The organism is Pseudomonas sp. AP19 (assembly GCF_001728855.1).
GTDB classification, from domain to species: Bacteria; Pseudomonadota; Gammaproteobacteria; order Pseudomonadales; family Pseudomonadaceae; genus Aquipseudomonas; species Aquipseudomonas fluorescens.
The window spans coordinates 38,909-65,907 of record NZ_LXJP01000003.1 but is presented as its reverse complement, the minus strand read 5'-3'; the positions used below and the strand labels follow the sequence as shown (position 1 = coordinate 65,907).

Genomic DNA, 26,999 nt, shown 5'->3' with positions numbered 1-26,999 from the left:
TTTTACAGGCGCAGCAACGTTTTCCAGGCACGGTTTTGATACACCGCAATCGCCTGATGCATGCGCGCATCCAGCGACTCGTCGGTGATCGGCTGGTTGGCCAGCAGCGCCAGCTTGTTCAGCTCGCCGTACAAACGGTCCAGTTCCGGAATATCCACCACGTGGCGCGCGTGATGCAGCCAGGCCTGGATGCGCTCGATACGCGGCAGTTGCTCGGCCAGGTCTTCCGGTTGCTGCTGATAGCGCGGCAGTTGCAGGGCGACGGCATCGTCAGCCAGCAGGCGCGGTAGCCAGTTGGTGATTTGCGCGGCGCCCTGGCGGTTGCCACGCACGTTGCGGTCGGTGGTCCAGGTGCGTGCCAGCAGCCAGCGCGAGGTGTTCAGCGAGAACAAGCCCCAGCGCACGTCTTCCAGCTCTTCAGCGAATTGTTCCGGTGCGGCTTTGCGAATGTCTTCGTCGTCATCACCGGCCTGGACCAGCGGGCGCCAGTCTTCCAGCAACGCATCCAGCGCGCTGCGCAGTTCACTGGTGGATTGACGCGGAGCGGCCTGGCCGAGGCTGCCGATCAGGGCGCGCAGTTCGCCGAGGTTGTCGACCCAGTCCTGCAGCAGGCGCCAGTGGCCGTTGAAACGGTATTGTTCGGCCAGGCGCTGGCTGCTGCCCAGCAGGTGCCACATGATGGCGGCGAAAGCGTCGTCCAACGGCATTTCGGCTTGGATCTGCGGCGCCGGCAGGCTCAGCGAGTAGCTGTTGGCGTCGTACAAGCGGTAACCACGCTCGGCTTTGCTGATATCGCAGGGCATCAGTGCCAGGGTGGCGGCCAGTTCGGCGGCGAGTTCCAGCAGGGCAGCCGGTTCACCTTCGCGCAGTTCCAGTTCCAGCTCGCAGATTTCTTCTTTCTGCTTGCCGACGACCACATGGCCCAAGTCCAGGGCGGCTTCGATGACCACCTTGGTCTTGCCACGTCCCCAGGCGATTTCAGCGCGCTCACGCACGAAATCGGTGGTGAAAATCGGCTTCAGGGTCTTTTTGTCCAGCTCGGCCAGTTGCTCGGGCCAGCACTCGCCGTCGAGTTTCTTCACGTCGAGCTTGGCTTTGGGCAGGTCCCAGTTGAACTCGTTGCGTTCCGACAAACCGGCGACGCTTTGGCCACGGGTCTTGAGGGTCTGGATGATTTCGTCACCGTCCTTGCGCAGGCGCAGGGCGACTTTGGCCTGGGCCAGGTCGCGCTCGGGGGTGTCGAAATACTGGTTCATCAACTCACGGCGTTCCCAGCCACTTTTGTTGCGTTTTTTCAGTAGCGGGTGCTCACGCAGCGCGGCGAGGGTTTCGCGGCTGACGCGGAGCTTGATTTCGGTTTCTTTCTGCATGGCCGGAAAATCCAGGATCGGGAGCGCAGCCGGGGAAAAGAGTGGCTGCCAAGGTCGTGCAGTGTACAGGACTGAGCCCGGCAACGCGCCGCAACGGTTTATTGTGTCGTGCAGATGGTTCTATAGTGGGGCTCATCCGGGAAGTTGAGAGGCCGCGCATGCCGTTACCGTCCATGAAAGAGCAATTCGCCGCGTTGGTTGCCGCGCCGTCGGTCAGTTGCACCCAAGCGTCTCTCGACCAGACCAACCGCCCGGTGATCGACCTGCTCGCCAGTTGGCTGGGCGACCTGGGTTTTGCCATCGATATCCAGCAAGTCAGCCCTGGCAAGTTCAACCTGCTCGCCAGTTTTGGCAGCGGCCCTGGCGGCCTGGTGCTGGCCGGTCATAGCGACACCGTTCCTTATGATGCTGCGCTGTGGAAAACCGACCCGCTCAAACTGACGGAAGTCGACGGCCGTTGGGTGGGGTTGGGCAGCTGCGACATGAAGGGCTTTTTTGCACTGGCCATTGAAGCGGTGTTGCCATTGTTGGATCAGCCGTTCAAGCAACCGTTGCTGATCCTCGCCACCTGCGACGAAGAAAGCTCCATGTCCGGCGCTCGCGCGCTGGCCGAGGCGGGGCGCCCGTTGGGTCGCGCGGCGGTGATCGGTGAGCCGACGGGGCTTAAGCCGATCCGCCTGCACAAAGGCGTGATGATGGAGCGTATTGATATTTTGGGCCAAAGCGGCCATTCGTCGGACCCAAGCCTGGGCCACAGCGCTCTTGAAGCCATGCACGACGCCATCGGCGAACTGCGTGGCCTGCGCCTGGCCTGGCAGCGTGAGTACCGCAACCCGCAATTCAGCGTGCCGCAACCGACCATGAACTTCGGCTGCATCCACGGTGGCGACAATCCCAACCGCATTTGCGGTCAATGTTCCCTGGAATTCGACCTGCGGCCCTTGCCGGGCATGGACCCGCAAGTACTGCGCGACGCTATCCGGCAGAAGCTCGAACCCTTGGCCGAGCGCCACAAAGTCAAGATCGACTACGCGCCGCTGTTCCCCGAAGTGCCGCCGTTCGAGCAGGCCGAAGACGCCGAGCTGGTGCGGGTGGCGGAGCGATTGACCGGTCATCGTGCCGAAGCAGTAGCGTTCGGCACCGAAGCGCCTTATCTTCAGCGCCTTGGTTGTGAAACCCTGGTGCTCGGCCCTGGCGATATTGCCTGCGCTCACCAGCCAGGCGAGTACCTCGAAATGTCACGCTTGACGCCTACAGTGCGTCTATTGCGAGAACTGATCGAACATTACTGCCTCAAACCTGCATAAATTAACCCCAGCCCATTCGTACATAAGGAGAGTGAGCGTGTCGCCAAGCCTGTTCCGACGATAACCATCAGCCCGCTGTGCGCTTTCACGATTCATCCTTTTTTGGCTGCTTTTTATTACAGGCCCAGGTGTTATGCCCGAATACGTCAATTGGCTTCGTCACGCTTCGCCTTACATCAACGCCCACCGCGACTGCACCTTTGTGGTCATGCTGCCCGGCGACGGTGTGGAACATCCCAACTTCGGCAATATCGTTCACGACCTGGTGCTGCTTCACAGCCTGGGCGTGCGGCTGGTGCTGGTCCACGGTTCGCGCCCACAAATCGAAGCGCGCCTTGAAGCGCGCGGCCTGACCCCGGTTTACCACGAAGGCTTGCGCATCACCGATGCCGCGACGCTGGAGTGTGTGATCGACGCGGTCGGCCAGCTGCGTATTGCGATCGAAGCGCGCCTGTCCATGGACATGGCCTCGTCGCCGATGCAAGGCTCGCGCCTGCGGGTGGCCAGCGGCAACCTGGTCACCGCGCGGCCGATCGGTGTGCTGGAAGGCGTGGATTACCACCACACCGGCGAAGTGCGCCGGGTCGACCGCAAGGGCATCAACCGTCTGTTGGATGAGCGCTCCATCGTACTGCTGTCGCCGTTGGGTTACTCGCCCACCGGGGAGATCTTCAACCTGGCCTGCGAAGACGTTGCCACCCGCGCCGCCATCGACCTGGGTGCGGACAAGCTGCTGCTGTTTGGCGCCGACCTGGGGCTGATCGATGAACACGGTCGCCTGGTTCGTGAGCTGCGCCCGCAACAAGTGCCGGCGCACCTGCAGCGCCTGGGCAACAACTATCAGGCTGAACTGCTCGACGCCGCCGCCGAAGCCTGCCGTGGCGGCGTAGGGCGCAGCCATATCGTCAGCTACGCCGAAGACGGCGCATTGCTCACCGAACTGTTTACCCGGGATGGCGGCGGTACGCTGGTGGCCCAGGAGCAATTTGAACTGGTGCGCGAAGCGGCGATTGAAGATGTCGGCGGTTTGCTCGACCTGATCAGCCCGCTGGAAGAGCAGGGCATTCTGGTACGGCGTTCGCGCGAAGTGCTGGAGCGTGAGATCGAGCAGTTCAGTGTGGTCGAACGCGAAGGCATGATCATCGCCTGTGCGGCGCTGTATCAAATCGCAGACTCGGACGCCGGTGAGTTGGCATGCCTGGCCGTGAACCCGGAATACCGCCACGGTGCGCGCGGTGATGTGTTGCTGGAGCGCATCGAAACCCGAGCCCGAGCGCAGGGGTTGAAGACGCTGTTTGTCCTCACCACGCGTACCGCCCACTGGTTCCGTGAGCGTGGTTTTGTACCGAGCAGCGTTGATCGTCTGCCTTCGGCGCGAGCCTCGCTGTACAACTACCAGCGTAATTCGAAGATTTTCGAGAAGGCCCTCTAACGCCGATTTTCCTGCCTGATAAAAAGCCGGCTCCTGCAGGAGCTGGCTTACGGGTTGATGAACTTGTCGGTCACGTACGCTGAGTAATCCGGCAACACCGCTTCGATCTTCCCCTGTTCCTGCAAAAACGTCGCTGTCTCTCCAATCGCCTTCGCTGTGCCCCCTTTAAGCAGGGCTTCGGTTTGCTGCGCCTGGGCATCCGGGAAGGTGGTGCCGGCCAAGAGCTCAGGAATATCCACGGCATTCGAACCTGTCAATTTGGCGATTTTCTGCACCGGTTCAGAGTCTACCGTCCAGCCGTTTTTATGGGCGGCATAGTCGGCGAAAGAATCCAGCGTGACCTTGGCAAACTTGGCCACTACGTCAGGATGTTTTTCCGCGAAATCCTTGCGTGCCACCCACACTTCGAATGTCGGCGCTCCCCACTGGCCCACCTGGGCCGCATCTGTCAGGGTTTTTCCGGTCTTGCGGATCTCGCCCAGGGCTGGCGACCACACGAACGCACCGTCGATATCGCCACGTTTCCACGCGGCGGCAATCTCTGCGGGCTGCAGGTTCACCACGTTGACTTTTTGGGCGTCCAGGCCCCAATGCTTCAGCGCGCCGAGCAGGCTGTAATGAGAGGTTGAGACGAAGGGGGTGGCGATGGTTTTGCCGACCAGGTCCTCTGGTGTGTCGATGCCGCTGCCATTACGCACCACCAGCGCTTCAGAAGCATTGATCTGCGCCGATACCATAAAGGCTACGATCGGTAGATTGCGTGAAGCCGCCGCTGCTAGAGGGCTGGAACCCAGGTTACCGATTTGTACATCGCCGGATGCGATAGCCGTGACGACTTGCGGCCCACTGTTGAATCGGCGCCAGGCAATCTTCTCGCCAAACGCCTTTTCGTAGAGCCCATCGGCCTGGGCGACTTTGCTGGGGTCGATGCCGGTTTGATAGCCGATGGTTAAATCGGCCGCTTGGACACCAAAAGAAATTATTAGTGACACAAAAACTGTAACAAATTGACGAGAGGATGTGCCTTTGGCCATGATGGCGTCGCCTTTTTGATCGTGGGTGACGTATGCAACTGTACGGCAACACTAATCGATCTAAAAAAAGGCTAGTAAATACCATTTAGGAATTAGCTTATGGGGCGGTTGGTCTATGCTGACCGGCTTGCTGCATGCAAAGTCTTATTCCTGAATCGTATGAAAAAGAATGAAACAATTCTTTTTGGGTGTATGAAAAACTCATTACCCTGCAGGGACCAAATCAACAGCGTTTAGACCAAGGTAGTAGACATACAAAGTTACGATTGACTTGGTAGTCACTATCTGGCGCTAATCGCGCATCTGTGGATCCAGGGCGTCAGATCCGGGACCAAAGAAATACAAAAATTAGAAATGAGAGGAGCGGTACATGAAGAAGTCAACATTGGCGTTGGCTGTGACCCTGGGCGCAATCGCTCAGCAAGCAGGCGCTGCCGGTTTCATCGAAGACAGCAAGGCCACTCTGGGTCTGCGTAACTTCTACATCAACACTGACAACCGTGACGGCGCGCCTACGGCGAGCAGCCGTAGCAAGAACGCAGAATGGGGCCAAGGCTTCGACCTGCGTTTCATCTCGGGTTACACCCAAGGTACCGTTCAGTTTGGTGTTGACGCTATCGGCCTGTACGGCATGCGTCTGGACTCCAGCCGCGATAACCACGGCAACTACAGCGGCACCTCTTCGGGCGGCACTGTGTTCCCAAGCGACGGCAACAAGGCTGTCAGTGATTTCGCCAGCCTGGGCGTGACCGGTAAGGTCAAAGTCTCCCAGACCGAACTGAAGCTGGGCACTTTGCAGCCTAAGCTGCCAGTTATCGTGACCAACGACGGTCGTCTGCTGCCGCAAACCTTCCAAGGTGGCCAGATCACTACCAACGACATCAAGGATTTGACCTTGGTTGGTGGTCAGATTGAGCATGCCAAGGGCCGTAACTCCAGCAACAACGAAGGCTTGTCGCTGGGCGGTGCCAACGGTAGCTCTAACTACAGCGCCGGCAAGTTCGTCAATAAGTTCTACTACGCAGGTGGTGACTACAAGATCAACAAGGATCTGACTGCCCAGTACTACTACGGCAACCTGGAAGACTTCTACAAGCAACACTTCCTGGGTCTGACCCACAACTGGTCGATCGGCCCGGGCGTATTGAAGTCTGACTTGCGTTACTTCCACAGCACCGACGACGGTCTGAACGGTAACACGCCTGCCTATTACACCACCGGCAACTACAACACCTTCAACGCCGGCAAGGGTAAGGTTGACAACAACCTGTACAGCGGCCTGTTCCTGTACACCGTTGCAGGTCACACGTTTGGTGGTGGTTACCAGGTCAGCAACGGCAGCAGCGACTTCCCGTGGCTGAACCAAGGTGACGGTTCGTCGGCGTACCTGACTACTGACATGCAAATCCAGAAGTTCGCCCGCGCAGGCGAGCGTACCTGGCAAGCACGTTACGCTTACGATTTCGCCAAGGTTGGCCTGCCAGGCCTGACGGCCGGTGTTGTGTACCTCAAAGGTAGCGACATCGACACCATCGCCAACAACGCTGGTCGCGCTGAAACCACCGGTCAGTCCGAGTGGGAACGCGACATCACCGTTGCCTACGTGATTCCAGAAGGCCCGCTGAAAAACCTCGGCGTTGCCTGGAAAAACGCTATGTGGCGTACCGATCTGGCGAACACCCGTTCCCAGGACGAAAACCGTTTGATCGTCAGCTACTCGCTGCCACTGTTCTAGTAGCGTGAAGCTGTTGTAAGACTGTAAACCTTGCCCGGCGCAATGCCGGGCAAGGTGTCTTTCTTTTCAAGTCGGGCTCAACCCCCGCAAGCCCTTCCTGAAACCCCTCTTGGTACAGCGTCTCAAGGCCTTCTCGAACCTTGTGTTGGATGTTGATCCTCAGCGTTTCCCGCGTCCAATGAATTGATTTTTAATATTCGTTTATCATCTAAATAAAGCGATATTTATTCTTTTTAAATAATCTATAACCCATGCACAGTAGGCTCCATAAGCACTCACCAGGAGCCACACCATGAGCCTAAGATTGGGCGACATCGCCCCCGACTTTGAACAGGATTCCAGCGCCGGCAAGATTCGCTTCCATGAATGGCTGGGCGATAGCTGGGGCGTGCTGTTTTCCCATCCGGCGGACTTCACTCCGGTGTGCACCACCGAGTTGGGCTTTACCGCCAAGCTCAAGGACGAATTCGCCAAGCGCGGCGTCAAGGCGATTGCGCTGTCGGTAGACCCGGTGGACTCGCACCACAAGTGGATCGAAGACATCAACGAAACCCAGAACACGGTCGTTAACTTCCCGATCCTGGCGGATGCCGATCGCACGGTGTCGGACCTGTACGACCTGATCCACCCGAATGCCAGTGACACCCTCACCGTGCGCTCCTTGTTCGTGATCGACCCGAACAAGAAGATTCGCCTGACCATTACCTACCCGGCCAGTACCGGCCGCAACTTCCACGAAATCCTGCGGGTTATCGACTCGCTGCAGCTGACCGACAGCCACAAGGTCGCCACACCCGCCAATTGGCAGGACGGCGATGACGTGGTGATTGTGCCGTCGCTCAAGGACGAGGAAGAAATCAAGCAACGCTTTCCCAAAGGCTATCGCGCGGTGAAGCCGTATCTGCGGCTGACCCCACAGCCTAATCGCTGACACATAATCCAGTGTGGGAGGGGCTGTCAGTTGATGCACCTTTGAATGACACACCGCCTTCGCGAACAAGCCCGCTCCCACATTTTGAGCGCATTTCAAGTTGTAGACCGTCTCACACAGCAGGGGTTTTCAGGCCGTTTCGACGGCCTTTTTTTTCGTCTGAAGATTCATAAATCTCATATATTTTTAGGGAATAAACAAATGAAAAAATAAGATTTATAGATATATAAATCAGCTGATATGGTCTGTCCCATCTTGGCGCCACCGCACACAGCGAACCGCCGACACTTGCTCAAGGAATACCTGCATGCTGGTCGTAACACTTGGAGGCAGTCCCAGCCAGCGTTCCCGCTCCGGGGTCTTGCTGGAAAAAACCCGTCAGTGGCTGCAAGACAAAGGCGTGGAAGTGGTGAGTTATCAGATACGGGACTTCCCGGCCGAAGACTTGCTGCACGCCCGCTTCGACAGCCCCAAAGTTATCGATCTGTTGCAGCAAGTCGCCAACGCCGACGGCCTGGTCATCGCCACGCCGGTCTACAAGGCCTCGTTCTCGGGTGCGTTGAAAACCGTGCTCGATCTGCTGCCTGAGCGCGCCCTGGCCCACAAGATCGTCTTGCCGATGGCCACCGGCGGCAGCATCGCCCACATGCTGGCAGTGGACTACGCCTTGAAGCCGGTGTTGTCGGCGCTCAAAGCCCAGGAGCTGCTCCACGGCATCTTTGCCGAAGACAGCCAGATCGCTTACGGCGAGGGCAGTGCCCAGGCGCAACTGGTGCCAGTGCTTGAACAGCGTTTGCACGAGGCCCTGGAGACCCTCTACAGCGCCATGGCCCGTCGCCCGAAACCCCTTGATCCCAATGTGTTGAATGACCGTTTGTTGAGTGCTCGCTGGAGCATTTAAGCCTTACCGGATTTTGTAGTACTCACCTTACTCAGCCGCCAACGGCCAAGCAGGTGCAGCCAACCCCCCAATCGCATTTTTTGGAGAGAGCGCCATGCGCACTGTCATCTTGCGTCGTGGTCTGGTCGCACTGTTTGCTGCGGCTGTGTCCTTCGGCGCCATGGTTCAAGCCCACGCCGCCGAAACCCTGCGGATCGGTTATCAAAAGTACGGCACCCTGGTGTTGCTCAAAGCCAAGGGCACGCTGGAAAAACGCCTGGCCGCCCAAGGCGTGCAGGTGCAGTGGACGGAATTCCCCGGTGGCCCGCAACTGCTCGAAGGCCTGAACGTCGGTTCCATCGACTTCGGCGTCACCGGCGAAACCCCGCCGGTATTTGCCCAGGCAGCCGGCGCCGATCTGCTTTATGTCGCCTACGAACCGCCTGCGCCGACCAGTGAAGCGATCCTGGTGCCCAAAGACTCGACGATCAACTCCGTGGCCGAGCTCAAAGGCAAGAAAATCGTGCTCAACAAAGGCTCCAACGTGCACTACCTGCTGGTACGCGCCCTGGAGGATGCCGGCCTGAAATACACCGACGTGCACACCGTGTTCCTGCCGCCCGCCGATGCCCGCGCCGCGTTCGAGCGTGGCAGCGTCGACGCCTGGGTGATCTGGGACCCGTACCAGGCCGCCGCCGAAAAACAACTGCAAGCGCGCACCCTGCGTGATGGCACCGGCATCGCCGACAACCACCAGTTCTACCTGGCCACCAAACCGTACGCCACACAGCACCCGGATGTGATCAAGGCGCTGGTGGAAGAAGTGCGTGCGGTAGGTGAGTGGTCCAAAGCCAACCCGCAGGAAGTCACGGAACAAGTCGCACCGCTGCTCGGCCTACCGGCTGACATCACCCTGATCTCGGTGAAGCGCCAAGGCTACGGCGCGCTGTTCCTGACCCCGGAAGTGGTCGCCGCCCAGCAGAAAATCGCCGACAGCTTCTACCAGCTCAAATTGATCCCCAAACCCTTGAGCATCAAGGACGTGATCTGGACGCCACCCGCCGCCGTTGCCAAAGCGCCGTAATTCGACTTCTTCAGGAGACAACTCCATGAGCCTCACTATTTTCTGGTTCCTGCCTACCCACGGCGACGGCCATTACCTGGGTACCGCCGAAGGCGCTCGCGCCGTTGACCACGGTTACCTGCAACAAGTGGCACAGGCGGCCGACCGCCTGGGTTTCGGCGGGGTGCTGATCCCGACCGGCCGCTCCTGCGAAGACTCGTGGCTGGTGGCCGCCTCGCTGATCCCGGTGACCCAGCGTCTGAAATTCCTCGTCGCCCTGCGCCCCGGGATCATTTCCCCGACGGTGGCTGCGCGTCAGGCGGCGACCCTGGACCGCCTGTCCGGTGGCCGTGCGCTGTTTAACCTGGTGACCGGCGGTGATCCGGAAGAGCTGGCCGGCGACGGTTTGTTCCTCAGCCACGAAGAGCGCTATCAGGCCTCCGTGGAGTTCACCCGCATCTGGCGTCGTGTGCTGGAAGGTGAAACCGTGGATTACGACGGCGAACACATCAGCGTCAAAGGCGCCAAATTGCTCTACCCGCCGATCCAGCAGCCGCGTCCGCCGCTGTACTTCGGCGGCTCCTCCGAAGCCGCCCAGGACCTGGCCGCTGAACAAGTGGAAATGGTGCTGACCTGGGGCGAGCCTCCGGCCGCGGTCGCGGAAAAAATTGAACAGGTGCGGGCCAAGGCCGCGAAACTGGGGCGCACGGTGCGTTTCGGCATCCGTCTGCATGTGATCGTGCGGGAAACCAACGATGAGGCGTGGAAAGCCGCCGACAAACTGATCTCCCACCTGGATGACGAGACCATCGCCCGCGCCCAGGCGTCCCTGGCGCGCTTCGACTCCGTCGGCCAGCAACGCATGGCGGCCTTGCACGGCGGCAACCGTGACAACCTCGAAGTCAGCCCCAACCTGTGGGCCGGTGTCGGCCTGGTACGCGGTGGTGCCGGTACGGCGCTGGTAGGTGATGGCCCCACCGTGGCGGCACGCGTCAATGAGTACGCTGCGCTGGGCATCGATACCTTCATCTTCTCCGGTTATCCACACCTGGAAGAGTCGTACCGCGTGGCTGAGCTGCTGTTTCCGCACCTGGACATTGAACGTCCCGCGTTGCCGAAAAGTGCCGGTTACGTCAGCCCGTTCGGCGAGATGGTCGCCAACGACATCCTTCCCAAAGCTGCGTCGCAGAGCTGAGGCGCCGTCATGAACGTTGAAAAATTAAGCCATCGTGTCGCGCCTTGGGTGCTACCGGTCTTATTGCTCGCGGTGTGGCAGTTGTCGGTGTCGGCGGGTTGGTTGTCGACACGCATTCTGCCGGCGCCGAGTGCGGTCATCGAAGCCGGGGTTAACCTGGTGCGCAGCGGCGAAATCTGGACGCACCTGGCCATCAGCGGCTGGCGTGCCGGCCTGGGCTTTGTGATCGGTGGCAGCATCGGCCTGGCCCTGGGCTTTATCACCGGCCTGTCGAAATGGGGCGAGCGCCTGTTGGACAGCTCGGTACAGATGATCCGCAACGTGCCCCACCTGGCGCTGATTCCGCTGGTGATCCTGTGGTTCGGGATTGACGAGACCGCGAAGATTTTCCTGGTCGCCCTTGGCACGTTGTTCCCGATTTACCTGAATACCTACCACGGCATTCGCAACGTCGACCCGGCGTTGGTGGAAATGGCGCGCAGCTACGGCTTGTCCGGCTTCAGCCTGTTCCGTCAGGTGATCCTGCCGGGCGCGTTGCCTTCGATTCTGGTCGGCGTGCGTTTTGCGCTGGGCTTTATGTGGCTGACGCTGATCGTGGCGGAAACCATCTCGGCCAGCTCCGGCATTGGTTACCTGGCGATGAATGCCCGTGAATTCCTGCAAACCGACGTGGTGGTATTGGCCATCGTCATGTACGCCATCCTCGGCAAACTCGCCGACTTGGCTGCGCGCGGTCTGGAACGTGTGTGGCTGCGCTGGCACCCGGCTTACCAAGTGAACAAAGTAGGTGCGGCATGACCGCTCAACAACCTCCGCGCCTGCTCAAGGGTATCCCGCTGGCGGTGCGCAAATTGCGCAAGGCCTTTGGTACGCGCGAAGTCCTTAAGGACATCGACCTGCACATCCCCGCTGGGCAGTTTGTGGCCGTGGTCGGGCGCAGTGGCTGTGGCAAAAGTACCTTGCTGCGCTTGCTGGCCGGCCTCGACAAAGCCAGCGGCGGCGAGCTGTTGGCCGGCTCCGCAGCGCTGAGCGAAGCGATTGAAGACACGCGGTTGATGTTCCAGGAAGCACGCCTGCTGCCGTGGAAAAAGATCATCGACAACGTGGGCCTGGGTCTCAACGGTAACTGGCGCCCCAAAGCGCTGGAGGCGCTGGAGGCGGTTGGCCTGGCCGAGCGTGCCAATGAGTGGCCGGCGGCCTTGTCCGGTGGCCAGAAGCAACGGGTGGCCTTGGCGCGTGCGCTGATTCACCAACCGCGCCTGCTGCTCCTCGATGAACCCCTGGGCGCCCTGGACGCCCTGACCCGCATCGAGATGCAGCAACTGATCGAAAACCTGTGGCAGAAGCACGGCTTCACCGTGTTGCTGGTGACCCACGACGTCAGCGAGGCCGTGGCGATTGCCGACCGGGTCATCCTGATCGAAGACGGCGAAATCGGCCTGGACCTGATTGTCGATCTGCCGCGCCCCCGCGCCCGTGGCTCGCATCGCCTGGCTGCGCTGGAAGCCCAAGTGCTTAACCGTGTGCTGTCGCTGCCCGGCACGCCGCCGGAGCCCGAACCTGTTTCACCGCTGCCGACGCAATTGCGTTGGGCTCAATAACTCACTTGTCCCTCGAAGGAAGTACACCATGACTATTAAAGCCATCAACGTGCGTAACCAGTTCAAAGGCACCATCAAGGAAATCGTCGAAGGTGACGTGCTATCGGAAATCGACGTGCAGACGGCGTCCGGTATCGTGACGTCTGTGATCACTACCCGTTCGGTCAAAGAGCTGGAGTTGGTGATTGGCAGCGAAGTGATTGCCTTCGTTAAGTCCACCGAGGTGTCGATCGCCAAGTTGTGATCGGGATTTGCGGTGCTTTTAAGGCCGCTTTCGCGAGCAAGCCCGCTCCCACATTTGACCGAGTTCCAACAGTGGAATGCCTTCAAATGTGGGCGCGGGCTTGCTCGCGAAGAGGCCGGCGCAGTCAACCCAATACTTGGCGCTTGGGCAGATATGCCGGCAAATAAAGCCCCACATACGCATCAAATACCCGCATGCCTTCCTCAGCCATGCGCGGCGTAATCTGCCCATGCTGATGCACCGAGCGCGCATAGACGCGGTCGCTCAGCTCCAGCGCCAACGCGAACACATCCACATCCTCAGGCAGCGTCGGCACTTCGAAGTGGCGGTTGAACACGGCCAGCATCAAGTCCCCCAATTCCAGATCATGCTGGCGGTCGGCCTGGGTCACTTCGGTGAGCCCATGCTGAGCGAGGATCAGCTGGCGTGCGGCGGCGTCGTGCTCGTAGACCGTGAGCATGCGCTGTTCGACGATGCAGGACAGGTCGCGCCAGTGCTTGAGTGACGCGTGCTCGATAGGTGCCTGAATGGCTGCACGAAAGGCTGCATGCACATCGGCGGTCAACGCTTCGAGGAGCGCCGGCACGCTGGCGAAAAAGTGATACACCGACGACGGTGGAATCTGTGCCCGTTCCGCCACGCTGTAGATCGACAAACTGGCCACGCCTTCGGTCGCCAGCAAGGTGCGGGCGGCGTCGAGGATCGCGTCGATCCGGGCCTGGCTGCGGGCGCGGGGTTTGCGAGGGGCGGCGGGGCGGGTGGTCATGGAAGTCTCCTACAAGGCAGCGGGCATTGTATGAGCAGGAACCGGTGTTGTCTGCCAAGGCGCCATCGGGAGCACCCCTCCCACAGTTGACTGAGTTCCAACCTTGCAATGCAGTCAACTGTGGGAGGGGGCTTGCTCCCGATGAGGCCGACTCGGTCCACCGGAAGAAACCCATAAAAAAACGCCACAGACCAAAGGCCGGAGGCGTTTTTCAGTGCAACCACTGCTTACACAGTATGCAGGTACCAGTTGTACTCAAGGTCGGAGATGGAGTGTTCGAACTCTTCCAGCTCACTTTCCTTACAGGCGACGAAGATATCGATGTATTTAGGATCGATGTACTTGGCCATCACCTCGCTGTCGTCCAACTCGCGCAAGGCATCGCGCAGGTTGTTCGGCAGGCTCTGTTCGTTTTGCTCGTAGCTGTTGCCTTCCACGGGTGCGCCCGGTTCGATCTTGTTGGTCAGACCGTGGTGCACACCTGCCAGGACCGAAGCCATCAGCAGGTAAGGGTTGGCGTCGGCACCGGCTACGCGGTGCTCGATACGGACGGCATCCGAGGAGCCGGTCGGTACGCGAATCGCCACAGTCCGGTTGTCCAGGCCCCAGCACGGCGAGTTCGGCACGTAGAACTGTGCGCCGAAACGACGGTAGGAGTTGACGTTGGGGCACAGGAACGCCATTTGGGCGGGTAGGGTCTCCAGCACACCGCCGATCGCGTGACGCAATGCGGCGTTCTGCTCGGGATCCTCGCTGGCAAAGATGTTCTTGCCTTCCTTGTCCAGGATCGAAATGTGTACGTGCAAACCATTGCCTGCCTGGCCTGGGTAAGGCTTGGCCATGAAGGTGGTGTCCATCTCATGGTCGTAGGCGATGTTCTTGATCAGGCGCTTGAGCAGTACTGCGTAATCGCAAGCCTTGATCGGGTCGGCCACGTGGTGCAGGTTCACTTCGAACTGCGCCGGGGCACTTTCCTTGACGATCGCGTCAGCCGGGATGCCTTGCTCTTTGGCACCTTCCAGAATGTCCTGGAGGCAGTCGACGTATTCGTCGAGGTCGTCGATCAGGTAGACCTGAGTCGAGTGCGGGCGTTTGCCGGAGATCGGCGAGCGGGGCGGTTGTGGGCGGCCGTTCACGTTCTCCTGGTCGATCAGGTAGAACTCAAGCTCGAAGGCTGCGCAGATGGTCAAACCGAGGTCGTCAAACTTGCTGACAACTTGGCGGAGCACTTCGCGAGGATCGGCGAAGAAAGGTTCACCTTCAAGTTCGTGCATGGTCATCAGCAGTTGCGCGGTTGGGCGCTTTTGCCACGGCTCATTGCACAGGGTGTCAGGGATCGGATAACAGATTCGGTCAGCATCACCGATGTCCAGACCCAGGCCAGTGCTTTCCACCGTCGAGCCGTTGATATCCAGGGCAAATAAAGAGGCAGGCAGGTTAATGCCCTTCTCGTAAACCTTGTGGAGGCTGGTGCGTTCGATGCGCTTGCCGCGCACCACACCATTCATATCCGCAATTAGAAGGTCTACGTACAGAACCTCAGGATGATCCTTAAGGAACGCGTTCGCTTCGTTAAGCTGAACGGCACGCGGGGGTACCGACATGATGCAACACCTTTGTTGTTAAAAATATCAATCATTGATCTTTTCTGGTTTCAGTCAACCCGAACGGCTAGCCGAAGTCAAGCGAGGCCTTTTTTGCCCTAAAAAAGCGCCTCCAGGCCTTTTTTGGGGCTTTTTGGGGCGGTTTTTTGGGTTTGATGGCCTTGGGACTAGCAGGCTTGAGCGGGCCGTGTTGTATTTTTTACGGGGGTGTTGTGTAAAAAAATGAACAAGGCTAAGCTCGATTCAAACCCATAACAGCAATAATACCGGGGTGCTTCATGTCTCGCCTGCCGTTAATCGGCGTCACCGCCTGCTCCAAACAGGTCGGTCTGCATGCTTATCACATCAGTGGCGACAAATACGTCCGTGCAGTGGCCACCGCTGCCAAGGGCTTGCCATTGATCATTCCATCCTTGGGCGATCTGCTCGAACCGGCCAATATTCTTGACGGCCTGGATGGCATCCTGTTTACCGGCTCCCCCTCCAATATCGAACCTTTTCTCTACGACGGTCCGGCCAGCACGCCCGGGACTGCTCATGATTCTGCACGGGACCAGACCACGCTGCCGTTGCTGCGTGCCGCGATTGCGGCAGGCGTGCCGGTGCTGGGCATCTGCCGTGGGTTCCAGGAAATGAACGTGGCGTTGGGCGGCAGCCTGCACCAGAAGGTTCATGAAGTGCCGGGCATGATGGATCACCGCGAAGATGACACCCAGCCGGTTGAAATTCAGTACGGCCCGGCGCACAGCGTCGCGATCGCCCCGAATGGCGTCTTGGCAAGCCTGGGGTTGCCGCAGACCATTCAGGTCAACTCGATTCACGGCCAAGGTGTCGATCGCCTGGCGCCGGGGCTGCAGGTCGAAGCCACTGCGCCGGATGGGTTGATCGAAGCTTTTTCTTACACCGCGGGCAAGGCTTTTGCTTTAGGAGTGCAATGGCACCCCGAATGGCAGGTAAGCTCTAACCCGCACTACCTCGCGATCTTCCAGGCTTTTGGCTCGGCCTGTCGAAAGCGGGCGATGCAACGCGACGCGGATGCTGCGTCAAACAACGCCTGACCTTTAATGGATGTCAGGAAACACAGCCCAGAGGCATTTATGAGTAACAACCTCGACCAGCTCACCGATTGGTTGAAAGACCACAAGATCACAGAAGTCGAATGCATGATTGGCGACCTCACCGGTATCACCCGGGGCAAGATCTCGCCGACCAACAAGTTCATTGCCGAAAAAGGCATGCGCCTGCCCGAGAGCGTTCTGTTGCAGACCGTGACCGGCGACTATGTCGAAGACGACATCTATTACGAATTGCTCGACCCGGCCGACATCGACATGATCTGCCGCCCCGACCAGAACGCCGTATTCCTGGTGCCCTGGGCCATCGAGCCTACCGCCCAGGTGATTCACGACACCTACGACAAGCAAGGCAACCCGATCGAGCTGTCGCCGCGCAACGTGCTTAAGAAAGTCCTCCAGCTCTACGCCGACCGAGGCTGGCAGCCCATTGTGGCGCCGGAGATGGAGTTCTACCTGACCAAACGCTGCGAAGACCCGGACTTCCCGCTGCAACCGCCGATCGGCCGTTCCGGGCGCCCGGAGACCGGTCGCCAGTCCTTCTCTATAGAAGCGGCCAACGAGTTCGACCCGTTGTTCGAAGACGTCTACGACTGGTGTGAACTCCAGGAGCTGGACCTCGATACCCTGATCCATGAAGACGGCACCGCGCAGATGGAAATCAACTTCCGTCATGGCGATGCGCTGTCCCTGGCCGACCAGATCCTGGTGTTCAAACGCACCATGCGCGAGGCCGCACTCAAGCACAACGTGGCCGCCACCTTCATGGCCAAGCCCATGACCGGCGAGCCCGGCAGCGCGATGCACCTGCACCAGAGCATCATCGACATCGCCACCGGCAAGAACGTCTTCTCTAATGAAGACGGGACCATGAGCCAGCTGTTCCTCAACCACATCGGTGGCCTGCAGAAATTCATCCCTGAATTGCTGCCGCTGTTTGCCCCCAACGTGAACTCGTTCCGCCGCTTCCTGCCCGACACCTCGGCGCCGGTGAACGTGGAATGGGGCGAAGAAAACCGCACCGTCGGCCTGCGCGTACCGGATGCCGGCCCGCAGAACCGTCGCGTGGAAAACCGCCTGCCGGGCGCCGACGCCAATCCGTACCTGGCGATTGCCGCCAGCCTGCTGTGCGGCTACATCGGTATGGTCGAAGGTCATAACCCAAGCGCGCCGGTGGTGGGCCGCGGATATGAGCGCCGCAACCTGCGCCTGCCGCTGACCATCGAAGACGCCCTTGAGCGTATGGAAAACAGCAAGACCATCGAAAAATATTTGGGTCAAAAATTCATCACAGGCTACGTCGCGGTCAAGCGGGCCGAGCATGAAAACTTCAAGCGCGTGATCAGTTCGTGGGAGCGGGAATTCCTGCTCTTCGCCGTCTGATGCGTCGGGCGCGCCTCAGGATTGGCGCGCCCTCACCTGAAAAGTCTAGGAGATTGGTATGTCCAGCAACAACCCGCAAACCCGTGAATGGCAAGCCTTGAGCAATGATCACCACCTGGCGCCGTTCAGCGATTTCAAGCAATTGAAAGTGAAAGGCCCACGGATTATCACCAAAGCCCACGGCGTTTACCTGTGGGACAGCGAAGGCAACAAGATCCTCGACGGCATGGCCGGCCTGTGGTGCGTGGCGATCGGTTACGGTCGCGATGAACTGGCTGACGCCGCCGCCAAGCAGATGAAAGAGCTGCCGTACTACAACCTGTTCTTCCAGACCGCTCACCCGCCGGTGCTGGAACTGGCCAAGGTGATTTCCGAGATCGCACCGGCCGGCATGAACCACGTGTTCTTTACCGGCTCCGGCTCTGAAGGCAACGACACCATGTTGCGCATGGTCCGCCACTATTGGGCGATCAAGGGCCAGCCGAACAAGAAGATCATCATCAGCCGCAAGAATGGCTATCACGGCTCCACGGTGGCCGGCGCCAGCCTGGGCGGCATGACGTACATGCATGAACAGGGTGACTTGCCGATCCCGGGTATTACCCACATCGCCCAGCCGTACTGGTATGGCGAAGGCGGCGACATGAGCCCGGAAGAATTCGGGATCTGGGCCGCCAACCAGCTGGAAGAGAAGATCCTCGAACTGGGCGTGGACAACGTCGGTGCCTTTATTGCCGAGCCGATCCAGGGGGCCGGTGGCGTGATCGTACCGCCAGAGACCTACTGGCCGCGCATCAAGGAAATCCTCGCCAAGTACGACATCCTGTTCGTCGCCGATGAAGTGATCTGCGGTTTCGGCCGTACCGGTGAGTGGTTCGGTAGCGACTTCTATGACCTCAAGCCACACATGATGACCATCGCCAAGGGCCTGACCTCGGGTTACATCCCGATGGGCGGCCTGATCGTGCGCGACGACGTGGTTGCCGTGCTCAATGAAGGCGGTGATTTCAACCACGGCTTCACCTACTCCGGTCACCCGGTGGCGGCAGCGGTAGCCCTGGAAAACATCCGGATTCTGCGCGATGAAAAAATCGTTAACCGTGTGCACGAAGAAACGGCACCGTATTTGCAGAAACGTCTGAGGGAACTGGCGGATCACCCGCTGGTGGGTGAGGTTCGCGGTGTCGGCATGCTCGGGGCGATTGAGCTGGTGCAGGACAAGGCCACGCGCAAACGTTACGAAGGCCGTGGTGTGGGCATGATCTGCCGCACGTTCTGCTTCGAGAATGGCCTGATCATGCGCGCCGTGGGCGACACCATGATCATTTCGCCACCGCTGGTGATCAGCAAGGCGGAAATCGACGAGTTGGTGACCAAGGCTCGCCAGTGCCTGGACCTGACTTTGGCGGCATTGCAAGGCTAAGTGCTAGGCTCAGTGCGCAGCGGCTTCGGGTGCTGCGTGCGGGCAGTGACAAAAACGCAGTAATAAAGGGGGCTTTGGTTGAAAGCCGGCCCCTGAACTTGCCAGACTGTCGCCGTGTTTTGTTGCCCTTTGGAAGGGTCGTAAGACGACTAAAGAACGTGGCCCAAAAAAGAAAAATTGGAGCATCACCAAATGAAGGCATTAGGTTTGAAGAACGCTGGCAAGACCCTCCTCGCGTTGTCCCTGATGGGCGCAATGGCGGGCGCGGCCCAGGCAGACGATAAAGTGCTGCACGTCTACAACTGGTCCGACTACATTGCACCGGACACCATCGCCAACTTTGAAAAAGAGTCGGGCATTAAAGTGGTGTACGACGTTTTTGACAGCAACGAGACCCTGGAAGCCAAGTTGCTGGCAGGCAAGTCCGGTTACGACATCGTCGTTCCGTCGAACAACTTCCTCGCCAAGCAGATCAAGGCCGGTGTCTATCAAGAGCTGGACAAGTCCAAGCTGTCCAACTACGCCAACCTGAACAAATCCCTGCTTAAAGCCGTGTCGGTCAGCGACCCGGACAACAAGCACGCGTTCCCGTACATGTGGGGTTCGATCGGCATCGGTTACAACCCGGAGAAGGTCAAGGCTGCGCTGGGCGTGGACAAGATCGACTCGTGGGACGTGCTGATGAAGCCGGAAAACATCGCCAAGCTGAAAAGCTGCGGCGTGAGCTTCCTCGACTCGCCAACCGAAATGCTGCCGGTGGCGCTGCATTACCTCGGCCTGCCGACCGACACCCAGAAGAAAGCTGACCTCAAGCAAGCCGAGGACCTGTTCCTCAAGCTGCGCCCATCGATCGGCTACTTCCACTCGTCCAAGTACATCTCCGACCTGGCCAACGGCAACATCTGCGTGGCCGTGGGGTACTCGGGTGACATCCAGCAGGCCAAGTCCCGCGCGGCTGAAGCCGGTGGCAAGGTCAAGGTTGCCTACGACATTCCGAAAGAAGGCGCCGGCAGCTTCTATGACATGGTCGCCATCCCTAAAGATGCCGAAAACGTCGATGCTGCCTACAAGTTCATGAACTACCTGCTCAAGCCGGAAGTTATGGCCGCTATCACCAATAGCGTCCGTTTCCCGAACGGTAACGAGAAAGCCACCGCACTGGTCGACAAAGACATCACCAGCGACCCGGGCATTTACCCGCCTGCGGATGTGCAGGCCAAGCTCTACGCCATTGCTGACTTGCCGGCGGCTACTCAGCGTGAAATGACGCGCAGCTGGACCAAAATCAAATCGGGCAAATAAGCCTTTGAACCGTGGGGGCGGCGAACCGCCGCTCCCACACATTAAATGATAGAAAGCTTTGCCGGATCGGTTTATCGAGGGTAAGTTGCGCGCCGGTTTTGTTGCCGGGCAACAACTTTGGGCCCAACTATTTAAGAGGACCTCCACTTGCCAATTTCTTTATTTCGCAAAGCCTTGCTGGTGGGTGCAGGTATCACGCTGGCTGTCAGCGTGCAGGCCGCGCCGACTGTGCATGTTTATAACTGGTCGGACTACATCGGCGCCGACACCCTGGCCAACTTCGAAAAGGCCAGCGGCATCAAGCCGGTGTATGACGTGTTTGACTCCAATGAAACCCTGGAAGGCAAGTTGCTCGCCGGGCGTACCGGTTACGACGTGGTCGTGCCGTCCAACCACTTCCTTGGCAAGCAAATCAAAGCCGGGGCGTTTCAGAAGCTCGACAAGTCGTTGCTGACTAACTATTCCAATCTGGACCCGGCGCTGCTCAAGCGTCTGGAAAAGAACGACCCGGGTAACCAATACGCCGTGCCGTATCTGTGGGGCACCAACGGCATTGGTTACAACGTCGACAAAGTCAAAGAAGTGCTGGGCGTCGACCATATCGACTCCTGGGCCGTGCTGTTCGAGCCGGAAAACATGAAGAAGCTCGCCACGTGCGGGGTCTCGTTCATGGACTCGGCGGATGAAATGCTGCCGGCGGTGCTCAACTACATGGGCCTGAACCCGAACAGTACCAACCCCGAAGACTACAAGAAGGCCGAAGAGAAGCTGCTCAAAGTGCGGCCCTACGTGACCTATTTCCATTCTTCCAAATACATCTCGGACCTGGCCAACGGCAACATCTGCGTGGCGGCCGGTTTCTCCGGTGATGTGTTCCAGGCCAAGGCTCGCGCAAGCGAGGCCGGCAAAGGCGTGAACATCGCCTACGCGATTCCGAAAGAAGGCGGCAACCTCTGGTTTGACGTGCTGGCGATCCCCAAGGATGCGAAGAACGTCAAAGAGGCTCACGCCTTCATCAACTATTTACTGCAACCTGAGGTGATCGCTCAGGTCAGTGATTACGTCGGTTACGCCAACCCTAACCCAGGGGCGGACAAACTGATGAAGCAATCGATACGCACTGACGCAGCGGTTTACCCACCGCAGGCGGTTCTCGACCGGACTTTCGTCAACTTCGAGCTACCCCCGAAAGTGCAACGTTTAATGACCCGTAGCTGGACCAAGGTCAAGACGGGCAAGTAAGGCTTAAGGCTCAAACTATTCTGGGTTCGCCTGCCTCGGGCGAACTGCACTCTTTTTTGTTGGGAGTTTCGTAAATGGCAGTTGCCTCCGGCGCCTATAAGAAAGCCCTCGAGGGCGACCAGACACCGAAAAAGGTGCTGGTCAAAATCGACCGGGTCACGAAGAAGTTCGACGAGACGATTGCCGTGGACGATGTGTCCCTGGAAATCAAGAAAGGCGAGATCTTCGCCTTGCTCGGCGGATCGGGATCGGGCAAATCCACCTTGCTGCGCATGCTCGCAGGCTTCGAGCGCCCAACGGAAGGTCGCATCTACCTCGATGGTGTGGACATCACCGATATGCCGCCCTACGAGCGGCCGATCAACATGATGTTCCAGTCCTACGCCTTGTTCCCGCACATGACCGTGGCGCAGAACATCGCGTTCGGCCTGCAACAGGACAAGATCCCCAAGGCTGAAGTCGATGCGCGCGTGGCCGAGATGCTCAAGCTGGTGCAGATGAGCCAGTACGCCAAGCGCAAGCCGCACCAACTGTCTGGCGGTCAACGTCAGCGTGTGGCACTTGCGCGCTCCCTGGCCAAACGCCCGAAACTGCTGCTGCTCGACGAGCCGATGGGCGCCCTCGACAAGAAGCTGCGTTCGCAGATGCAACTGGAACTGGTGGAGATCATCGAGCGCGTGGGCGTGACCTGCGTGATGGTGACCCACGACCAGGAAGAGGCCATGACCATGGCCGAACGCATTGCGATCATGCACCTGGGCTGGATCGCCCAGATCGGCAGCCCGATCGACATCTACGAAACGCCTACCAGCCGTCTGGTGTGTGAGTTCATCGGCAACGTGAACATTTTCGACACCCAGGTGGTGGACGACGCCGAAGGCCACGCGGTACTCAAGTGCCCGGACCTGGACCGCGACATCTACGTGGGCTACGGCATTGCCACGGCAGTGGAAGACAAGTCGGTGACCTACGCCATCCGCCCGGAAAAGCTGTTGGTCACCACCGAAATGCCGACCTGCGAGCACAACTGGTCCAGCGGCAAAGTGCATGACATCGCCTACCTGGGCGGCCACTCGGTGTTCTACGTGGAACTGCCGAGCGGCAAGCTGGTGCAGTCCTTCGTCGCCAACGCCGAACGCCGTGGCCAGCGCCCAACCTGGGGTGACCAGGTCTACGTGTGGTGGGAAGACGACAGCGGCGTGGTACTTCGCTCATGAATATGAAGAAGTTCAAACGCCAGCTGCAACGAATAACGCCCGGTGGCCGGCATGTGGTCATCGGGATTCCTTTCCTCTGGCTGTTCCTGTTTTTCGCGCTGCCGTTCTTCATCGTCTTGAAGATCAGCTTTGCCGAAGCCGACGTGGCGATCCCGCCTTACACCGAGATCTACACCTTCGTTGAGCAAAAGCTGCAGTTGGTGCTCAACCTCGGCAACTACGCGATGCTCGGCGACGACGAGTTGTACATCGCCGCGTACCTGGGCTCGCTGAAGATGGCGTTTTTCAGCACGCTTCTGTGCCTGTTGATCGGCTATCCGATGGCCTACGCGATTGCCAGCGCGCGCAAAGAAATGCAGACCGTACTGGTGCTGCTGATCATGATGCCGACCTGGACCGCGATCCTGATCCGCGTGTATGCGTGGATGGGCATCCTCAGCAACAACGGCTTGCTCAATAGCTTCCTGCTGTCCATCGGCTTGATCAACGAGCCGCTGCAGATCCTCAACACCAACATCGCGGTGTACATCGGCGTGGTCTATTCGTACCTGCCGTTCATGATCCTGCCGCTGTACGCCAACCTGGTCAAACACGACCAGAGCCTGCTGGAAGCTGCGTCCGACCTGGGTTCGAGCACCTTCAACAGTTTCTGGAAAATCACTGTGCCGCTGTCCAAGAACGGCATCATCGCCGGCTGCATGCTGGTGTTCATTCCGGTGGTGGGCGAGTTCGTGATCCCGGAACTGCTCGGCGGTCCGGAAACCCTGATGATCGGTAAAGTGTTGTGGCAAGAATTCTTCAACAACCGTGACTGGCCGGTGGCGTCTGCCCTGGCGGTGGTGATGCTGGCGATCCTGATCGTGCCGATCATCCTGTTCAACCGCAGCCAAGCCAAAGAGATGGAGGGCAAGATATGAAGCGCGTCAGTTTCTCAAGCTTCATGCTGGTGGCGGGGTTGTTGTTCATTTACCTGCCGATGCTGATTTTGGTGATCTACTCGTTCAACGAATCCAAACTGGTGACGGTGTGGGGCGGTTGGTCGATCAAATGGTACGTGGGCCTGTTGGACAACACCCAGTTGATGGGCTCGGTGGCGCGCTCCCTGGAAATTGCCTGCTACACCGCCGTTGCGGCGGTGGCACTGGGTACGCTGGCGGCGTTTGTGCTGACCCGTATCAGCCAGTTCAAGGGCCGCACGCTGTTCGGCGGCCTGGTGACGGCACCGTTGGTGATGCCCGAAGTGATCACCGGTCTGTCGCTGTTGCTGCTGTTCGTGGCCATGGCGCAGATGATCGGTTGGCCCCAGGAGCGTGGCATTGTCACCATCTGGATCGCCCACACCACGTTCTGTGCGGCGTATGTGGCGGTAGTGGTGTCGGCGCGCTTGCGTGAGCTGGACCTGTCGATTGAAGAAGCGGCAATGGATCTGGGCGCGCGGCCATGGAAGGTGTTCTTCCTGATCACCATCCCGATGATCGCGCCATCGTTGGCGGCAGGCGGCATGATGTCGTTCGCGCTGTCTCTGGACGACCTGGTACTGGCCAGCTTCGTGTCGGGGCCGGGTTCGACTACGTTGCCGATGGAAGTGTTCTCGGCGGTACGTCTTGGGGTTAAACCCGAGATCAACGCCGTGGCCAGCCTGATTCTGTTGGCGGTGTCACTGGTGACCTTCCTGGTGTGGTTCTTCAGCCGCCGTGCCGAAGAGCACCGCAAGAAAGCCATCCAGCAAGCGATTGAAGAAGCCGCGGCGGATGGCTGGCAGCAGCCGGACAAGCGCCGGGCGCCTGCACCGGTCTAACCGCGGAACGGGATCAACATGTGGGAGGGGGCTTGCTCCCGATTGCGCAATGCCAGTCACTGCAGCTATTGACTGACCGACTGCAATCGGGAACAAGCCCCCTCCCACATTTGATTGGGTTTTCACGTCAGCTATGCAGCCCAAGGCGACTTGCGAATCACCTCGACAAAGTTCATCGGCTTGAACCCCGGCTCCTGATCCACCAACACATCGGTCTTCACGTTGCCAAACGTGGTCTGCGGGCGATGGCGCAAGCCGTCAGCAAACGCGCAGATGATGCATTCCTTGAACCCTTCGCCGCGTGGATGCGCATGCACCACGGCCTCGCGCTGCACGCTGGAAAAGGCGGCGTAGTCCATGCCCAGCACATCCATCTCGACACCGGCGGTCACCAGCGCCACGGTCGGGCGCAAGTGCTGCGGTACACCCGGCGTGGTGTGCAGGGCGATCGACAGCCAGACTTGTTCGATATCGTCATCGCTCAGCCCGTAAGGTTTGAGGAATGCGGCCGCCGCGTTGGCGCCGTCCACTTCGAAACGCTCGTTGTTACTGCGATGGCCTTCGACCAGGCCCAGGTCGTGGAACATCGCGCCGACGTAAAGCAGCTCCGGGTTGTAGGCCAACTGCTTGCGCTCACCGCTCAACGCACCGAACAGAAACACCCGGCGCGAGTGGTGGTAAAGCAAGTCGGACTCGACGTCGCGGATGTATTCGGTGGTGGCTTTGGCCAAGGCGCTGTCCGGGATCTGGATGCCGGCGATGGAGTTGCTCATGGTCGTGCTCCTCAACAAAGCGCCGGGGGTGGCGCCGATGAGTGAAGTCTGGTCGCGTACCCGCGAAGGGGCTATCGCGGCGAGGGCGCGATCCCGGCCAATGTGGCGCCACATCGTGCCAGCCGGATTAGTCTCTTGAAATCTGCGCAGATCAAATGTGGGAGCGGGCTTGCTCGCGAAAGCGGTATGTCAGTTAATGCATGTACCGACTGAACAACCGCATTCGCGAGCAAGCCCGCTCCCACAGGGTTTTGCCTTTATTCAGTTAGAAAAGGGTGTCTCTATTTATGGGCAAAACCGTCGCCATCCTGATCTTCCCCGGCGTCCAGTCACTGGACGTGACCGGCCCCATGGATGTGTTCTGCGAGGCCAACCGTTTTCTGCCGCCCGAAGAGCATTATCAGCTTGAAGTGATCGGCCTGAGCCACGGCACACTGGTCGCCTCCAACGGTTTGTCATTGCAGGCCCACAAACATTACTGCGACGCCTTGCAAGCCTATGATCTGTTGCTGGTCGCTGGCGGCCCTCAGCTGCCTTTCGAAGATTTCGGCGCCCAGTTTGATGATTGGCTACGCGGCGCCGCCGCCCGCGCACAGCGTTTCGGCTCGATCTGCAATGGCGCCTTTATGCTGGCGCGCGCCGGGTTGCTGGATGGCAAAACCGTCACCACCCATTGGAACGACGCTGCCGACCTGGCGCGCCTGTGCCCCTCGGCCCAGGTCGATGCCGACCGTCTCTACGTGCAGGACGGTAATCTCTACACCTCGGCGGGCGTCACGGCAGGCATCGACCTGTCGCTGTACCTGCTGGCCCAGGATCACGGCCCGGAAGTCGCGCTGAGCGTGGCCAAGCGCCTGGTGGTGTTCACTCAGCGCTCGGGCGGGCAGTCGCAGTTCAGCCCGTTCCTCACGCCTCACGCCGAAAGCACTTCGGCGGTGGCATTGGTGCAGCTGTACGTGCTGGCGAACTTGACCGGGGATTTGACCATTGCCGATCTGGCCAGGGCGGCCAACATGAGTGCGCGTAATTTCTCTCGAGTGTTTGCTCGTGAGGCGCGCATAACGCCTGCCGAGTTCGTCGAGCGAGCGCGAGTGGACGCGGCGCGGGTGATGCTCGAAAGCAGCGCCGCACCGCTCAAGACTGTGGCCTATCAATGCGGTTTCCGTGACGCCCAGCACATGCGCAGTGTGTTCAACCGCCGGCTGGGCGTGACGCCGCAACAGTTCCGGCTTAACTTTGCGGCACCGGTGTGAGCGTGTCGTAGGCTTCCAGCGCGCGCAGTGAGTAGATATACGCGGCGCCTGCATTCAGCGAGATGGCGGTGGCCAAGGTGGCGGCAACTTCTTCTCGGGTCGCGCCGGCATTGATCGCCGCATCCGCGTGTGCGGCGATACAGCCGTCGCAGCGCGTGGTGATCGCCACGGCGATGGATATCAGCTCGCGGGTCTTGGCGTCGAGTACATGGTTTTCCTCGGCAGCCTCGTCCAGCGCCATATAGGCTTTGACCATCTTCGGGTTGCTCTTGCCCAGCGCACCAAAGGTTTTATTCACGTTAGCAAGCAAGTCGGACCAGTTATTGAACATTGCGGTAACTCCTGAACGGGTTGGGTGTGAAGCCAGTCTGTG

At 59.4% G+C, this 26,999-nt stretch carries 25 protein-coding genes; 19 read left to right on the top strand and 6 right to left on the bottom strand.

Features of this window, described 5'->3' with window-relative positions; translation table 11 throughout:
* Positions 1-2: 2 nt before the first annotated feature.
* Positions 3-1,370, bottom strand: coding sequence for an inorganic triphosphatase (locus tag A7D21_RS04105; RefSeq protein WP_053258565.1), 1,368 nt, complete (start codon positions 1,368-1,370; stop codon positions 3-5).
* A 158-nt stretch (positions 1,371-1,528) separates the two neighbouring features.
* On the opposite strand from A7D21_RS04105, the gene argE reads away from it, so the two are divergent.
* Positions 1,529-2,677, top strand: coding sequence for an acetylornithine deacetylase (argE, locus tag A7D21_RS04100; RefSeq protein ID WP_053258564.1), 1,149 nt, complete (start codon positions 1,529-1,531; stop codon positions 2,675-2,677).
* A gap of 133 nt (positions 2,678-2,810) precedes the next feature.
* On the top strand, positions 2,811-4,109 hold the full coding sequence (gene argA, locus A7D21_RS04095) for an amino-acid N-acetyltransferase (protein WP_053258563.1): 1,299 nt from the start codon (positions 2,811-2,813) through the stop codon (positions 4,107-4,109).
* Between the two features lie 47 nt (positions 4,110-4,156).
* On the opposite strand, the gene tauA is transcribed toward argA, so the two are convergent.
* Positions 4,157-5,143 carry a taurine ABC transporter substrate-binding protein gene (gene tauA, locus A7D21_RS04090; protein ID WP_069551131.1) on the bottom strand — a complete coding sequence of 329 codons (987 nt, stop codon included), beginning with the start codon at positions 5,141-5,143 and terminating at the stop codon, positions 4,157-4,159.
* A gap of 370 nt (positions 5,144-5,513) precedes the next feature.
* On the opposite strand from tauA, the gene A7D21_RS04085 reads away from it, so the two are divergent.
* From A7D21_RS04085 to A7D21_RS04050, 8 genes are all read left to right on the top strand, one after another.
* The gene (locus tag A7D21_RS04085; protein WP_053258561.1) at positions 5,514-6,878 is read left to right on the top strand and encodes an OprD family porin; all 1,365 of its coding nucleotides are present in this window, start codon (positions 5,514-5,516) and stop codon (positions 6,876-6,878) included.
* A gap of 292 nt (positions 6,879-7,170) precedes the next feature.
* Positions 7,171-7,809, top strand: a complete 639-nt coding sequence (locus tag A7D21_RS04080) for a peroxiredoxin (RefSeq protein ID WP_053258560.1) — start codon at positions 7,171-7,173, stop codon at positions 7,807-7,809.
* A 307-nt stretch (positions 7,810-8,116) separates the two neighbouring features.
* Positions 8,117-8,710 (top strand): NADPH-dependent FMN reductase, encoded by a 594-nt coding sequence (ssuE, locus tag A7D21_RS04075; RefSeq protein ID WP_053258559.1) that lies wholly within the window; start codon positions 8,117-8,119, stop codon positions 8,708-8,710.
* Between the two features lie 94 nt (positions 8,711-8,804).
* Positions 8,805-9,773, top strand: coding sequence for a sulfonate ABC transporter substrate-binding protein (locus A7D21_RS04070; protein WP_069551130.1), 969 nt, complete (start codon positions 8,805-8,807; stop codon positions 9,771-9,773).
* A 25-nt stretch (positions 9,774-9,798) separates the two neighbouring features.
* Positions 9,799-10,947 carry an FMNH2-dependent alkanesulfonate monooxygenase gene (ssuD, locus tag A7D21_RS04065; protein WP_053258557.1) on the top strand — a complete coding sequence of 383 codons (1,149 nt, stop codon included), beginning with the start codon at positions 9,799-9,801 and terminating at the stop codon, positions 10,945-10,947.
* Positions 10,948-10,956: 9 nt separating this feature from the next.
* Positions 10,957-11,745 (top strand): aliphatic sulfonate ABC transporter permease SsuC, encoded by a 789-nt coding sequence (ssuC, locus tag A7D21_RS04060; RefSeq protein WP_069551129.1) that lies wholly within the window; start codon positions 10,957-10,959, stop codon positions 11,743-11,745.
* A complete protein-coding gene (gene ssuB / locus A7D21_RS04055) occupies positions 11,742-12,548 on the top strand; it encodes an aliphatic sulfonates ABC transporter ATP-binding protein (RefSeq protein ID WP_069551128.1) in 807 nt (268 codons plus the stop codon). The genes ssuC and ssuB overlap by 4 nt, the downstream gene beginning before the upstream one ends.
* A 28-nt stretch (positions 12,549-12,576) precedes the next feature.
* A complete protein-coding gene (locus A7D21_RS04050; protein WP_003213899.1) occupies positions 12,577-12,792 on the top strand; it encodes a molybdopterin-binding protein in 216 nt (71 codons plus the stop codon).
* Between the two features lie 124 nt (positions 12,793-12,916).
* Here the strand turns inward: A7D21_RS04050 and A7D21_RS04045 are convergent, their stop codons facing one another.
* Entirely contained in the window at positions 12,917-13,558 is a 642-nt protein-coding gene (locus A7D21_RS04045) for a TetR/AcrR family transcriptional regulator (RefSeq protein WP_053258554.1), read from the bottom strand.
* A gap of 227 nt (positions 13,559-13,785) precedes the next feature.
* Positions 13,786-15,162 (bottom strand): glutamine synthetase family protein, encoded by a 1,377-nt coding sequence (locus A7D21_RS04040; protein ID WP_053258553.1) that lies wholly within the window; start codon positions 15,160-15,162, stop codon positions 13,786-13,788.
* A gap of 278 nt (positions 15,163-15,440) precedes the next feature.
* Between A7D21_RS04040 and A7D21_RS04035 the strand changes: the two genes are divergently transcribed.
* The 8 genes from A7D21_RS04035 (at position 15,441) to A7D21_RS04000 (ending at position 24,600) form a co-directional block, all read left to right on the top strand.
* Positions 15,441-16,220 (top strand): gamma-glutamyl-gamma-aminobutyrate hydrolase family protein, encoded by a 780-nt coding sequence (locus A7D21_RS04035; RefSeq protein ID WP_053258552.1) that lies wholly within the window; start codon positions 15,441-15,443, stop codon positions 16,218-16,220.
* Between the two features lie 39 nt (positions 16,221-16,259).
* Entirely contained in the window at positions 16,260-17,618 is a 1,359-nt protein-coding gene (locus A7D21_RS04030; RefSeq protein WP_053258551.1) for a glutamine synthetase family protein, read from the top strand.
* A 58-nt stretch (positions 17,619-17,676) separates the two neighbouring features.
* A complete protein-coding gene (locus A7D21_RS04025; RefSeq protein WP_053258550.1) occupies positions 17,677-19,041 on the top strand; it encodes an aspartate aminotransferase family protein in 1,365 nt (454 codons plus the stop codon).
* Between the two features lie 207 nt (positions 19,042-19,248).
* Positions 19,249-20,343, top strand: a complete 1,095-nt coding sequence (locus A7D21_RS04020) for a polyamine ABC transporter substrate-binding protein (protein ID WP_053258811.1) — start codon at positions 19,249-19,251, stop codon at positions 20,341-20,343.
* Between the two features lie 147 nt (positions 20,344-20,490).
* Entirely contained in the window at positions 20,491-21,585 is a 1,095-nt protein-coding gene (locus A7D21_RS04015) for a polyamine ABC transporter substrate-binding protein (protein ID WP_053258549.1), read from the top strand.
* Positions 21,586-21,659: 74 nt separating this feature from the next.
* Positions 21,660-22,802, top strand: a complete 1,143-nt coding sequence (locus tag A7D21_RS04010; protein WP_003176776.1) for an ABC transporter ATP-binding protein — start codon at positions 21,660-21,662, stop codon at positions 22,800-22,802.
* Entirely contained in the window at positions 22,799-23,719 is a 921-nt protein-coding gene (locus A7D21_RS04005; protein ID WP_069551127.1) for an ABC transporter permease subunit, read from the top strand. The genes A7D21_RS04010 and A7D21_RS04005 overlap by 4 nt, the downstream gene beginning before the upstream one ends.
* Complete coding sequence (locus A7D21_RS04000; protein WP_003176774.1) at positions 23,716-24,600, top strand: ABC transporter permease subunit; 885 nt, start codon at positions 23,716-23,718, stop codon at positions 24,598-24,600. The genes A7D21_RS04005 and A7D21_RS04000 overlap by 4 nt, the downstream gene beginning before the upstream one ends.
* Before the next feature lie 131 nt (positions 24,601-24,731).
* Here A7D21_RS04000 and A7D21_RS03995 read toward each other — a convergent pair whose 3' ends face one another.
* Positions 24,732-25,373: an HD domain-containing protein gene (locus tag A7D21_RS03995; RefSeq protein WP_053258547.1), complete on the bottom strand. Its 642-nt coding sequence runs from the start codon at positions 25,371-25,373 to the stop codon at positions 24,732-24,734.
* Between the two features lie 287 nt (positions 25,374-25,660).
* Here A7D21_RS03995 and A7D21_RS03990 point away from each other — a divergent pair, with 287 nt between their 5' ends.
* A complete protein-coding gene (locus tag A7D21_RS03990) occupies positions 25,661-26,626 on the top strand; it encodes a GlxA family transcriptional regulator (protein WP_069551126.1) in 966 nt (321 codons plus the stop codon).
* Here the strand turns inward: A7D21_RS03990 and A7D21_RS03985 are convergent.
* Positions 26,604-26,957 (bottom strand): carboxymuconolactone decarboxylase family protein, encoded by a 354-nt coding sequence (locus A7D21_RS03985; RefSeq protein ID WP_069551125.1) that lies wholly within the window; start codon positions 26,955-26,957, stop codon positions 26,604-26,606. The genes A7D21_RS03990 and A7D21_RS03985 overlap by 23 nt on opposite strands.
* Between the last annotated feature and the right edge of the window lie 42 nt (positions 26,958-26,999).

What these genes read in the sequence shown, in the direction of transcription:
- A7D21_RS04105 (WP_053258565.1), bottom strand. Translation starts at nt 1,370, where the DNA reads ATGCAGAAAGAAACCGAAATCAAGCTCCGCGTCAGCCGCGAAACCCTC.
- argE (WP_053258564.1), top strand. Translation starts at nt 1,529, where the DNA reads ATGCCGTTACCGTCCATGAAAGAGCAATTCGCCGCGTTGGTTGCCGCG.
- argA (WP_053258563.1), top strand. Translation starts at nt 2,811, where the DNA reads ATGCCCGAATACGTCAATTGGCTTCGTCACGCTTCGCCTTACATCAAC.
- tauA (WP_069551131.1), bottom strand. Translation starts at nt 5,143, where the DNA reads ATGGCCAAAGGCACATCCTCTCGTCAATTTGTTACAGTTTTTGTGTCA.
- A7D21_RS04085 (WP_053258561.1), top strand. Translation starts at nt 5,514, where the DNA reads ATGAAGAAGTCAACATTGGCGTTGGCTGTGACCCTGGGCGCAATCGCT.
- A7D21_RS04080 (WP_053258560.1), top strand. Translation starts at nt 7,171, where the DNA reads ATGAGCCTAAGATTGGGCGACATCGCCCCCGACTTTGAACAGGATTCC.
- ssuE (WP_053258559.1), top strand. Translation starts at nt 8,117, where the DNA reads ATGCTGGTCGTAACACTTGGAGGCAGTCCCAGCCAGCGTTCCCGCTCC.
- A7D21_RS04070 (WP_069551130.1), top strand. Translation starts at nt 8,805, where the DNA reads ATGCGCACTGTCATCTTGCGTCGTGGTCTGGTCGCACTGTTTGCTGCG.
- ssuD (WP_053258557.1), top strand. Translation starts at nt 9,799, where the DNA reads ATGAGCCTCACTATTTTCTGGTTCCTGCCTACCCACGGCGACGGCCAT.
- ssuC (WP_069551129.1), top strand. Translation starts at nt 10,957, where the DNA reads ATGAACGTTGAAAAATTAAGCCATCGTGTCGCGCCTTGGGTGCTACCG.
- ssuB (WP_069551128.1), top strand. Translation starts at nt 11,742, where the DNA reads ATGACCGCTCAACAACCTCCGCGCCTGCTCAAGGGTATCCCGCTGGCG.
- A7D21_RS04050 (WP_003213899.1), top strand. Translation starts at nt 12,577, where the DNA reads ATGACTATTAAAGCCATCAACGTGCGTAACCAGTTCAAAGGCACCATC.
- A7D21_RS04045 (WP_053258554.1), bottom strand. Translation starts at nt 13,558, where the DNA reads ATGACCACCCGCCCCGCCGCCCCTCGCAAACCCCGCGCCCGCAGCCAG.
- A7D21_RS04040 (WP_053258553.1), bottom strand. Translation starts at nt 15,162, where the DNA reads ATGTCGGTACCCCCGCGTGCCGTTCAGCTTAACGAAGCGAACGCGTTC.
- A7D21_RS04035 (WP_053258552.1), top strand. Translation starts at nt 15,441, where the DNA reads ATGTCTCGCCTGCCGTTAATCGGCGTCACCGCCTGCTCCAAACAGGTC.
- A7D21_RS04030 (WP_053258551.1), top strand. Translation starts at nt 16,260, where the DNA reads ATGAGTAACAACCTCGACCAGCTCACCGATTGGTTGAAAGACCACAAG.
- A7D21_RS04025 (WP_053258550.1), top strand. Translation starts at nt 17,677, where the DNA reads ATGTCCAGCAACAACCCGCAAACCCGTGAATGGCAAGCCTTGAGCAAT.
- A7D21_RS04010 (WP_003176776.1), top strand. Translation starts at nt 21,660, where the DNA reads ATGGCAGTTGCCTCCGGCGCCTATAAGAAAGCCCTCGAGGGCGACCAG.
- A7D21_RS04005 (WP_069551127.1), top strand. Translation starts at nt 22,799, where the DNA reads ATGAATATGAAGAAGTTCAAACGCCAGCTGCAACGAATAACGCCCGGT.
- A7D21_RS04000 (WP_003176774.1), top strand. Translation starts at nt 23,716, where the DNA reads ATGAAGCGCGTCAGTTTCTCAAGCTTCATGCTGGTGGCGGGGTTGTTG.
- A7D21_RS03995 (WP_053258547.1), bottom strand. Translation starts at nt 25,373, where the DNA reads ATGAGCAACTCCATCGCCGGCATCCAGATCCCGGACAGCGCCTTGGCC.
- A7D21_RS03990 (WP_069551126.1), top strand. Translation starts at nt 25,661, where the DNA reads ATGGGCAAAACCGTCGCCATCCTGATCTTCCCCGGCGTCCAGTCACTG.
- A7D21_RS03985 (WP_069551125.1), bottom strand. Translation starts at nt 26,957, where the DNA reads ATGTTCAATAACTGGTCCGACTTGCTTGCTAACGTGAATAAAACCTTT.